The sequence below is a fragment of the Oceanobacillus locisalsi genome (assembly GCF_042675985.1).
In the GTDB taxonomy this organism is placed as follows: domain Bacteria; phylum Bacillota; class Bacilli; order Bacillales; family Amphibacillaceae; genus Oceanobacillus; species Oceanobacillus locisalsi.
Genome location: NZ_JBHTKK010000004.1, coordinates 119240 through 131294, shown reverse-complemented (window position 1 = coordinate 131294; position 12055 = coordinate 119240). Strand labels below are relative to the sequence as shown.

8 protein-coding genes are annotated in these 12055 nt (G+C 40.5%); all 8 read left to right on the top strand.

The window, feature by feature from the left end; all coding sequences use genetic code 11:
• Positions 1-495 precede the first annotated feature (495 nt).
• A complete protein-coding gene (locus ACFQ19_RS05880; protein ID WP_379591138.1) occupies positions 496-1185 on the top strand; it encodes a heptaprenylglyceryl phosphate synthase in 690 nt (229 codons plus the stop codon).
• 32 nt (positions 1186-1217) lie between these two features.
• Positions 1218-3461, top strand: coding sequence for a DNA helicase PcrA (gene pcrA / locus ACFQ19_RS05875; RefSeq protein ID WP_379591137.1), 2244 nt, complete (start codon positions 1218-1220; stop codon positions 3459-3461).
• A gap of 6 nt (positions 3462-3467) precedes the next feature.
• The gene (ligA, locus tag ACFQ19_RS05870; protein ID WP_379591136.1) at positions 3468-5477 is read left to right on the top strand and encodes an NAD-dependent DNA ligase LigA; all 2010 of its coding nucleotides are present in this window, start codon (positions 3468-3470) and stop codon (positions 5475-5477) included.
• Between the two features lie 6 nt (positions 5478-5483).
• A complete protein-coding gene (locus ACFQ19_RS05865; RefSeq protein WP_379591135.1) occupies positions 5484-6596 on the top strand; it encodes a CamS family sex pheromone protein in 1113 nt (370 codons plus the stop codon).
• 430 nt (positions 6597-7026) lie between these two features.
• A complete protein-coding gene (locus ACFQ19_RS05860; RefSeq protein WP_379591134.1) occupies positions 7027-8295 on the top strand; it encodes a helix-turn-helix domain-containing protein in 1269 nt (422 codons plus the stop codon).
• A gap of 366 nt (positions 8296-8661) precedes the next feature.
• Complete coding sequence (gene gatC, locus ACFQ19_RS05855; RefSeq protein WP_379591133.1) at positions 8662-8964, top strand: Asp-tRNA(Asn)/Glu-tRNA(Gln) amidotransferase subunit GatC; 303 nt, start codon at positions 8662-8664, stop codon at positions 8962-8964.
• Positions 8965-8981: 17 nt separating this feature from the next.
• Positions 8982-10448 carry an Asp-tRNA(Asn)/Glu-tRNA(Gln) amidotransferase subunit GatA gene (gene gatA / locus ACFQ19_RS05850; protein ID WP_379591132.1) on the top strand — a complete coding sequence of 489 codons (1467 nt, stop codon included), beginning with the start codon at positions 8982-8984 and terminating at the stop codon, positions 10446-10448.
• Positions 10448-11878, top strand: a complete 1431-nt coding sequence (gene gatB / locus ACFQ19_RS05845; RefSeq protein WP_379591131.1) for an Asp-tRNA(Asn)/Glu-tRNA(Gln) amidotransferase subunit GatB — start codon at positions 10448-10450, stop codon at positions 11876-11878. Before gatA ends, gatB begins: the two co-directional genes overlap by 1 nt.
• The last annotated feature ends 177 nt before the right edge of the window (positions 11879-12055 follow it).

The following is a 12055-nucleotide window of genomic DNA, read 5'->3' as shown; positions in this document are numbered from 1 at the left end:
GCAAGTCTTCTTTAAAGGAGGCTGAGGACAAGCCCACGGAAAGCGTAGTGTTTTTCCGTAGCGGTCATATTAACCTGACAATATTGAGACCTGCGATTACTCGGTCTATTAAAACCGTTGCGGCGCTTACTTGCCCCACCGAAAACCATTGCGTTTAATCACCCCATCGAAAAGAGTTGTACGTCGGAAAGCGGAGGGCTTGGCCGGAGCGGGAGCAATACACTACAGCCTGTTCAAAAATAGAAGGATGCTCTAAAGAAAAGCAAGGTTAATATGCTTGTTCTTAGGTGCGAAAGTTGATTAAAATAATAAACATAACACAATGGGATAAATATCGAGAATAAGTATTCTCTCTTTACAGAAGGGAATGCTTATTTTTTGTTTTGGTGAGTAAATGTGTGTTTTTCTAATAAATCTTTGCTTTATCCGTTCTAACCATGTGCTGATTTTTGTTATAATAAAGAAACGAATGTCATGATGGGGGATTAATAACGAATGATGAATATAGATGAATGGAAGCATATGTTTAAGCTGGACCCTGCTAAGGAAATATCCGATGAAGATTTAGATAAAGTCTGTGAATCGGGCACCGACGCGATTATTGTCGGCGGAACGGATAATGTCACTTTGGACGGTGTTTTGGATTTATTATCACGGATTCGCAGGTCGCATATGGTTCCCGTTGTTTTGGAAATTTCTAGTGAAGAAGTATTAACACCAGGATTCGATTATTATTTCGTGCCGTTGGTGTTAAATTCGAAAGAGAAAAAATATGTTATGGATATCCAGCAAAAAGCGATTAAAGAATATATCGACATGATGGAGTATAGTGAGGTATACTTTGAGGGTTATTGTGTATTAAATCCGGAGGCAAAAGTTTTCCATCATGCGAATTGTGAGCTGCCGGAAACAGCGGATGTGAAGGCATATGCTTATATGGCAGAGCATGTTTTTCATCTGCCTGTTTTTTATGTGGAATACAGCGGAACTTACGGTGATCCGGAAGTTGTTCGAGAAGTAAAAGCGGAACTTCATCAGACAAAGCTGTTTTATGGCGGCGGTATTGAAACACCAGATCAGGCCACAGCGATGATGGAACATGCCGATGCAATTATTGTTGGAAACAGCATTTATACCAATTTAAAACAAGCGCTCAAGACAGTAGCAGCTGTTAAAGCAGAATAAGCAACAAGCGCATTCAGGAAGGAAGATGCAAGATGGAGCAAACGCTTGAAGCGATGATAAATACATTAAATCCGGAACAGCAAAAGGCTGTCCGGCATACAGAAGGTCCATTGTTAATTATGGCGGGTGCGGGCAGCGGGAAAACGCGTGTATTAACGCATCGAATCGCCTATTTAATGGGGGAGAAAGAAGTTTCCCCGCGTAATATTCTGGCGATTACTTTTACTAATAAGGCAGCCAGAGAAATGAAAGAACGTGTAGCGAAACTGGTCGGATCTCAAGGGGGAAATATGTGGGTTTCGACATTTCACTCAATGTGTGTCCGGATTTTACGCCGGGATATAGACCGGATCGGCTATTCCACGAACTTTTCCATTTTGGACAGCAGCGATCAGTTATCCGTGGTGAAACAGGTACTTAAAAATTTAAATATTGATCCCAAGCAATTCGATCCCAGAGCGATGCTGGGACAAATCAGTACAGCCAAAAATGAATTGGTTACGGAAGAGGAATTTGCCAAGAATGCCGGTAACTTCTACGACCGCCAAGTAGCACAGGTCTATGAAAGTTATCAGAAGATGCTGCGGAAAAATCAATCTTTGGATTTTGATGATTTAATTATGCAGACTATCCATTTGTTTGATCGTGTACCGGAAGTATTGGAGTATTACCAGAGAAGATTCCAATATATTCATGTGGACGAATACCAGGATACTAACCATGCCCAGTATTTTCTGGTAAAGCAGCTAGCGAAAAGATTTGAAAATTTATGCGTTGTCGGGGACTCCGACCAATCTATTTACCGTTGGCGCGGAGCTGATATTTCCAATATCCTTTCCTTTGAAAAAGACTATCCTTCTGCTGAAACGGTGATGCTGGAGAAAAATTATCGTTCCAGCAATTCTATTTTACAGGCTGCCAACAAAGTAATCGGCAATAATCCTGGGCGAAAACCGAAGAATCTTTGGACGGATAAGGATGACGGAAAAAAGATATCCTATTATAAAGGTGCAACGGAGCAGGAAGAAGCCTTGTATGTTGCAGATACGATTCAGCAATTATTGAAAAACGATCGATATGATGCTGGGGAGATTGCGATTTTATATCGTACTAATGCCCAATCCCGTGCGATAGAGGATACATTTGTGAAATCAGGAATCGATTATCAAATGGTCGGCGGGACACGTTTCTATGACCGAAAAGAAATCAAAGATATGATTGCTTATTTACGGTTAATCGCTAACCCGGATGATGATATCAGTTTTCAACGCGTAGTGAATGAACCGAAAAGAGGAATCGGAAAAACCTCCATTGAGCGTCTTCAGGCTTATGCGCAGGTTCATGATATTTCCTTGTTTGATGCGGTCAAGGAAGTTGATTTTACTGGTGTGTCCAAAAAAGCTGCCAATGCTTTAGCCGGATTCCTGGAACTTATCCAATCGCTTACAAAGCAATTGGAATTTTTAACAGCGACAGATATGGTGGAAGCAGTACTCGAGCGGACAGGTTATGAGAACATGTTGCGTAATGAGCGTTCCATCGAAGCGCAATCCAGATTGGAAAACTTGGAAGAGTTTAAAACTGTTACGCAAGAATTTGAAAAAACAAGTGAAGATAAGACATTGATTGCCTTCTTAACGGATTTGGCGTTGATTGCGGATCTGGATCGTGTCGATGAAGAAGACCCAGATCAGTTGCAGAAAATCACCTTGATGACACTGCATGCGGCAAAAGGGTTGGAATTTCCAGTTGTATTTTTAATCGGACTGGAAGAAAACGTCTTTCCACACAGCCGTTCCATGATGGATGCGGAAGAGATGGAAGAAGAGCGCCGTCTTGCTTATGTCGGCATAACCAGAGCAGAAGAAGAACTCTATTTGACTCATGCGCAAATGCGTACATTATTTGGTCGGACAAATATGAATCCAATCAGCCGATTTATCAATGAAGTCCCTCCGGAACTGGTGGAAGGGATGGAACCAGTAGAAAAAACGTCAATTGGCGGAAACAGCAAGAAGGGGAGTAGCTTTGGCTCGTGGCAGCAACAGGAAGCTCCTCCGAAAAGACGTGCTGAAAAAATACAAGGTCCAAAGTCAAGCGGTGCGGAATCAGAAGACTGGTCCGTCGGTGATAAAGCTGCCCATAAAAAATGGGGAACGGGTACAGTTGTCAGAGTACAGGGGGAAGGCGATAAGCTGGAATTGGATGTAGCTTTTCCTGCACCGGTCGGCATCAAACGTCTGCTGGCACAATTTGCCCCCATAACAAAGGAGTAAAAGGGAATGAACAAACAAGAAATAAAAGAACAGATGAACTCTCTTGTGGAGCTTCTTAATCAATATGGTTATTCCTATTATGTATTGGACAACCCGTCTGTCCCTGATTCGGAATACGATCGGAAGTTGCGGGAGCTGGAAGATTTAGAAAAAGACTATCCAGAATTCGTCAGGAATGATTCGCCTACGCAGCGTATCGGCGGGGAACCGCTGGATGCGTTTCGCAAAGTAGCGCATGAAACACCGATGATGAGCCTCGGTAATGCTTTTAATGAACAAGATTTACGAGATTTTGCCAGACGAGCGGCAGAAGGTGTATCCGGCAAGGTTACTTTTGTATGTGAATTAAAAATAGACGGTTTAGCTGTTTCCTTAAAGTACCAGGATGGCGAGTTTGTTCTGGGATCCACCCGGGGAGACGGAAGAATCGGTGAGGATATAACTTCTAACTTGCGCACGATACGAAGCATCCCGTTAAGCATTCAAAAAGAAGGAACGATAGAAGTTCGCGGGGAAGCTTTTATGCCGCATAAATCTTTTTTAGCATTGAATGAAGAACGGGAAGAAAAGGAAGAAGAGCCTTTTGCCAATCCAAGAAATGCAGCTGCCGGATCGTTGCGGCAGCTTGATCCGAGAATAGCTGCCAAGCGTAATTTGGATATATTCTTATATGGTGTCGGCGAATGGAATGATAATAGAATAACCCGTCACAGCGAACGTTTGGAAGCATTACAGCGCCTGGGTTTTAAAACGAATAAAGAATGGCAGCGGGCAGAAAGCATAGAAGAAGTGCTGGAATTTATAACATATTGGACAGAACATCGTAAGGAACTACATTATGAAATTGATGGTATTGTGGTTAAAGTAGATAGCCTGGATCATCAGGATGAACTTGGTTTTACTGCGAAAAGTCCCCGCTGGGCGATTGCTTATAAATTCCCTGCGGAAGAAGTGGTGACCACATTAAAAGATATTGAATTAAGCATAGGCAGAACAGGAGTGGTGACTCCGACAGCGATGCTTGAACCTGTCCGGATTGCCGGTTCAACGGTACAGCGGGCGTCTTTGCATAATGAAGATTTGATTCGGGAGCAGGATATCCGGATTGGCGACCAAGTTGTGATAAAAAAAGCAGGAGATATTATTCCTAAAGTAGTCCGTTCACTTATTGAACAGCGTACAGGAGAGGAAAAGGAATTTCATATGCCGGACTCATGTCCGGATTGCGGTAATGAATTGGTCCGTTTAGAAGGAGAAGTAGCATTACGCTGCATCAATCCGAATTGCCCTGCTCAGCTGAAGGAAGGGTTGATTCATTTTGTCTCCCGGAATGCGATGAATATTGACGGGCTTGGAGAAAAGGTAATTATTCAGCTATTCCGCGAAGATTTAGTGCACACCATTGCAGATTTATATCGATTGCAAAGGGAAGATCTTCTGGATTTGGAACGGATGGGTGAAAAGTCTGTTACCAATCTTTTACAAGCAATAGAGAACTCCAAAGAAAATTCAATGGAAAGACTGCTATTTGGACTTGGCATCCGTTTTATCGGATCAAAAGCTGCGCAAACCTTAGCGATGGAATTTGAGACAATGGAACAGCTCCAACACGCTACGCTGGAAGAGATTGCAGCGATTGAAGAGATTGGGGAGAAAATGGCCGATTCCGTGGTGCGTTATTTTGAGGAAGAAAAAGTGACACAGCTATTGCAAGAATTGAGAGCGTTAGGTGTTAATATGGCCTATAACGGTCCGAAAAAATCGGAAACGACAACAGATAGCTTATTCTCTGGAAAAACTGTTGTACTGACTGGTAAAATGGAACAGTATTCGAGAAAAGAAGCGAAAGAACTGATTGAATCGTTGGGCGGGACAGTGACCGGCAGTGTCAGTAAAAAAACAGATGTTGTTATTGCCGGAGCGGACGCCGGTTCCAAATTAGAAAAAGCAGAAAAGCTAAATGTAGAAGTATGGAGCGAAACAGAGTTAAAAGAAGCGGCCGAGGGAGAGGAGTGATTCGCTTTGAAAAAATGGATACTATTCATTGCAGTAATAGCACTGTTTTTAAGCGGGTGTATGCAGCAAACATCCAATGATGATGAGGTTGTCCAGGAAGAATCAGGTCAGGAAGAAGCCTCTATTGTGCCGACCAATAGACTTGCCGGGGATAATTATCGTATGATTTTACCTTATCAGCCAAGTGAAGCCAGGGGTGTTATTACGAATCAAGTAGCTAACCGTGTGGATATTGATGAAATGGAAGAAGGTCTCCGCCGGCTGTCAATGGACGCATATGACCCGGAAGATTATTATTTTCAGGAAGGACAGTATTTTGATAGTGACCGTATCTACAGCTGGATTGATGATTTGAATCCGGAAGTGGATAGAGGATCGGACGAAGAAACTTTTCGGGAAAATCCGCGTTATTTATCACATATTTTAGAACAAAATTATTTAACACAGACGGAAGAAGATAATGTACATTTAGAAGGAATTTCCATTGGTCTGGCCATGAAATCTGTTTACCAATTCCAGACAGATACCGGTGAGCCTTATGAGTATGAAAATATTTCAGAAAGTGAAATGATGGAGCAGGCAACAGAGATTGCACAAGATATTGTAGATGATATTCGTCAAAATGATGAGGAATTAAGTGATATCCCGATTATGATTGGAGTATATCGAGAAGAAGAACAATCTTCTCCCGTACCGGGAAATTTTGTAGCACAAACGACAGTCGATGGCGGCAGCAGTTCTGTGGATGACTGGGAAGACGTGGAAGAAGAAAATATTCTTTTCCCTTCAGATGAAGGCGAGGAAAAATATTATGACGATCAAGAGCTAGTCACTAATTTTGCGAATGAAATAAGTGATTTCTTCCCTAACTACGTCGGTATGGTAGGAGAAGGCTTCTATATAGATGAGGAACTTCAAAAATTACGTATCGATATTCCGATAGAGTTCTATGGAAAGGGAGAGGTTATCGGGTTTACGCAGTATGTATACGGACTGATTGAGGAAATGTTCCCGAATTATTATGATATAGAAGTAAATATCAATTCCAGTCAAAAAAGTGAAAGCCTGCTTTACCGAAATGCCGGTGAAGATGAAATTGAAACGCATATTTATGAATAAGAGGTTAGGAAATTTACTGTTCGTACCTGCATTGTCAGGTAACGGCAGTAAATTTTCTTTTTTGAAGAAAAATTTTCAGGACAGTCAGAACTCTTTGCTGTTTCTCTTGGCTATTTTCCCAAATTGAAAACAAACATAGTATGGTACAATAAGATTATCATATCGGAGTGAATAGAAAATAAAACTGGATTGAAAGGGGATATAGTGCAGTATTGCTTAGTGTTGGAAGAAAATAGCGGACAGGAATGTAAGAATAAGCAGCTTTCTAGATGGCAAGTGCATTCCAGAAAATTTTGACCTGTTTTCCTTATTGAAGAAAAAAGGCGATGTCTGCCCAAGACAAACGTATACGAATTTGGCCGGATAAGTAAACGTTTTTCAGATAATTATTCCATAATGAAAGACTCATAAGAATGGGGAGAAAAATAATATGATAGCAATTGGAACATATATAAAAATTCAACGCATGAAGCAGAAAATGACGCTAGGAGAGCTATCAGAAGGAATTGTCTCTTTATCCTATTTATCTAAAATTGAGAATCAGAAAACAGAACCTCATGAAGATATTTTAAAAAAATTATGCAATAGACTCTGTATTACAAAAGACCAGCATCAAGATGAAGAAATCGGCCGATTATGCGAGAATTGGTATGAGTTATTGGATGAAAGCAACGACAGACAGGAAATGGAAGAAGCATATCGGGAAATTCAGGAGTTGATGGATACAAACTATTCCAACCATTTTATTATGTTCGAAATTCATACAATCAAATATTTTTTATTAATTCACAGAACGGACCTGGCAGCTGATAAAATTAGGCATTTACGAGAAAGCGCAGGTACTTTCAGTATAGAGGAACAATATTTCTGGAATTTGTTCAACGGGCGGTACAGCTTTTTTGTTCAAAACTATTATCACTCCATGTATCAATATAAAAAAGCAGAAAAAATCACAGAAAGTTACCGTTTGAGCGAAAGAATTGAAGCAGATTTAAAGTATTATATGTCCATGACACATTCTAAATTGAGAAACTCTCTGGAAGCCATTGAGTATGCCGGCGAAGCATTAAAATTGTATATGGAACAATACAATTTCCTTTGTTGTGCCAGGGCACATAATATTCTGGGAATTTGCTATTGTCATATTAAATTGTATGAAAAGGCAATCAAGAATTTTACGCTTGGATTACAGTTGGCGGAAACAATCCATGATAAAATTATTATTCAAACAATCCACCAGAACCTTGGTTACCTATACGCATCAAAAGGGGATTCAACAAAAGCGATTGCTTATTATAAAAAAGTATTAAATAACCCCGGTGTACCTGCCAGCAATAAACTGGAAGTAACAACGCTGCTTGTGCGTGAATACTACCATGCAAATTATTATGACGAAGCGGAAGAGTACATTAATTATGGGTTGAAACAATTCTACGATATGGAAGATAAACAACCTTATATCGTATATAAGTATATTTTACGCAGCTATCATTACTTACTGGAGGAAAAGTTTTCTTATTTTGAACAACTATTAATTGATCATCTGCTTCCTTTATTAAAAAGGCAAAAAGACTATGGGAATTATATTCTTTATTCTGAATTATTGGCAAAACATTATGAAAATATTAGTAACTATAAAAACGCTGCACAATATTATCGAGAAGCAAGCCAAACGTATAAACATATCGCCCACCTTTAATTATTTTATGCATAAAACCAAGTTATTCTATATTATTAATTGTAAATTATAGTATAACTTGGTTTTTTTGGTGCGCAGCGTGATAAACTTGCCTTGTATCAGTTTATTTTGCTATTATCATTATGCGACGGTTCTAATCATAGGGTTAAACGCGATGTTTTGCGGCGGGATGAATCCTAGCAACGGAAGCACCAGAATGAATAGATATGAATATTGTCCGTGCTATGTATATCAAACATGACTCAAAAATGGTATAATATGATTTTGATGAATGTATAAACGGAACGATTCCATCCATGTTGGAATAGAAGTGCTATGATGGTAGCATATTATTAAAAAATATAGGATGTTTTGGAGGTTAGACAAATGGCAGAGATTTCAAAAGAGCAGGTAAAGCATGTAGCTAACCTTGCACGCTTGGAATTTGATGATGCAGAAGTAGAGCAAATGGCCAATGAACTGAGTGCTATCATTGAATATGCGGAGCAGTTAAATGAGTTAGATACAGAAAACGTAAAACCAACCACGCACGTATTGGATTTAAAAAATGTGATGCGTAAAGATGAGCCTAAAAAATGGATTACACAGGAAGAAGCATTAAAGAATGCTCCAGATCAAAAAGATGGACAAATCCGTGTGCCATCCATTTTAGCAAATAGTGAAGAATAAAGGAGGGTATCAGGTTCATGTCTTTATTTGATTATACAATCAAAGAATTAGAAGCAAAATTACATAATCAGGAGATTACTGTAGTAGATTTAGTGAAAGAATCTTATCAGCAAATTAAAGAAGTAGATGGGGATGTACATGCATTCCTGACACTTGATGAAGAAAAAGCACTAGAAAAAGCGAAAGCACTGGACAAACAGGAAGATAAATCCGGTATCTTATTTGGCGTTCCGGCAGGTATTAAAGATAATATCGTCACAAAAGACCTTCGCACAACTTGTGCCAGCCAGCTTTTGGATAATTTTAATGATCCTTTATACGACGCAACGGTTGTAGAAAAATTAAATGCAGAAAATCCGGTTGCTGTCGGTAAATTAAATATGGATGAATTTGCAATGGGTTCTTCCAATGAAAATTCCGGTTATGAACCGACTCGCAACCCTTGGAACACGGATCATGTTCCTGGCGGATCCAGCGGCGGATCAGCTGCAGCAGTAGCAGCGGGAGAAGTATTGTTTTCTTTAGGTTCAGATACAGGCGGATCCATCCGGCAGCCGGCAGCATTCTGCGGGGTAGTCGGAATGAAACCTACGTATGGTCGTGTATCCCGTTTCGGCCTTGTCGCGTTTGCATCTTCCTTAGACCAGATTGGACCGTTAACCCGGACAGTAGAAGATAATGCACGGGTTTTGGAAGTAATTGCAGGCCATGACAAAATGGACTCTACCAGCGCGGACGTAGAAGTTCCGGCATATACCGAGGCATTAACCGGTGATGTGAAGGACTTAAAAATCGCTGTTCCGAAAGAATATTTAGCAGAAGGTGTCTCGGGAGAAGTGAAAAACGCCGTGATGGAAGCATTGAAAGTCTATGAAAACTTGGGCGCAACGTGGGAAGAGGTATCTTTACCACATTCTAAATATGCTCTTTCAACATATTACTTGCTTTCTTCTTCAGAGGCTTCCGCAAACTTAGCACGTTTTGATGGTGTACGTTACGGTGTCCGGTCAGAGAATGCGAAAAACATGCTGGATATGTTCGTGAAATCCCGCAGTGAAGGATTTGGCGATGAAGTGAAGCGCCGTATCATGCTTGGAACTTTTGCACTCAGCTCCGGCTACTATGATGCCTATTATAAAAAAGCGCAAAAAGTACGTACATTAATTAAAAATGACTTTGATAACATTTTGGAAGACTATGATGTGATTGTCGGACCGACAACACCGACACCGGCCTTTAAAGTAGGTGAAAACACAAGTGATCCATTGACCATGTACGTCAATGATATCTTGACAATTCCTGTGAACTTAGCAGGCGTCCCTGGTATCTCCATTCCTTGCGGGTTCTCCGAGGAAGGACTGCCGATCGGCTTGCAAGTTATTGGAAATTATTTTGATGAGAGTACCGTATATCGTGCTGCTCATGCATTTGAACAAGCGACAGAACACCATACAAAACGACCTCAACTGGGAGGTGCCAAGTAATGAATTTCGAAACAATTATTGGACTTGAGGTACACGTAGAATTAAAAACACAATCAAAAATCTTTAGCCCGGGCACCAATGAATTTGGTTCAGCGCCAAATACCAATGTCAACCCGATTGACTTGGGATACCCGGGAACACTGCCTGTCTTAAACGAAGAGGCTGTTAACTTTGCCATGAAAGCAGCATTGGCATTAAATTGTGAAATAGCAACCGATACAAAATTTGACCGTAAAAACTACTTTTATCCGGATAACCCGAAAGCTTATCAAATCTCACAATTTGACCAGCCAATCGGAGAACATGGCTGGATTGAAATTGAAGTAAACGGTCAGAAGAAAAAAATCGGCATTACCCGTCTGCATCTGGAAGAGGATGCCGGAAAACTGACTCACGGGGAAGACGGCTATTCGTATGTCGATTACAATCGGCAGGGAACACCGTTAATTGAAATTGTATCCGAGCCGGATATGCGCTCTCCGGAAGAAGCTTATGCATACTTAGAGAAGCTGAAAAATATTATTCAATATACAGGTGTATCCGATGTGAAGATGGAGGAAGGCTCCCTGCGTTGTGATGCTAACATTTCGCTTCGTCCAATCGGACAAGAAGCATTCGGCACAAAAGCAGAATTGAAAAACTTGAACTCTTTCTCCTTTGTCCAAAAAGGATTGGAATTTGAGGAAAAACGTCAGGAAAAAGAATTACTGAACGGCGGAGAAATTTTGCAGGAAACACGCCGTTATGATGAAAAAAATAAAGAAACGATTCTGATGCGTGTAAAAGAAGGTTCGGATGATTATCGTTATTTTCCAGAACCGGATCTTATTCCGTTATATATTGATGAAGCTTGGAAAGAACGTATCCGCAATGACATTCCGGAACTTCCGGATGCAAGAAGAGCACGTTATGTGAATGAATTAGGCCTGTCAGAATATGATGCGAATGTGTTAACTGCATCTAAACAGATGTCCGATTTCTTTGAAGAAGCAGTAAAACAAGGAGCGGATATCAAACAAGTATCCAACTGGCTGATGGGAGAAGTTTCTGCTTATATGAATAAGCACTACAAAGCAGTAGAAGAACTGGCTATTACACCAGCTTCCTTGGCGAAAATGATTCAGCTGATTGATGATGGCACGATTTCATCCAAAATTGCGAAGAAGGTATTTGCAGAACTGGTTGAAAATGGCGGTGATCCGGAAAAAATCGTTGAAGAACAAGGCTTGGTGCAAATCTCTGATCCAGAGCAATTGAAGCCGGTTATCAATAACATTCTCGATCAAAATGAACAGTCTATCATTGACTTCAAGGATGGAAAGAAAAAAGCAAAAGGTTTCCTTGTCGGACAGATTATGAAAGAAACAAAAGGTCAGGCAAATCCGCAGCTAGTGAATGAAATTCTTGCAGCTGAACTGGAAAAAAGATAAGCTCGCTGGTTAGCAGCAAAAGAGAAAAGAATAAAACAAACAAACAGGCTGTCGCACAGATATGGTGTGGCAGCCTCTCAAATGAGGACGAAACGTTACTTTTTGTCGAAGTTTGTTATGTTTCTGTTCATTTTGCTTTTCAAATAGATAAAAAAAGACTATGATATGGACTAGGTG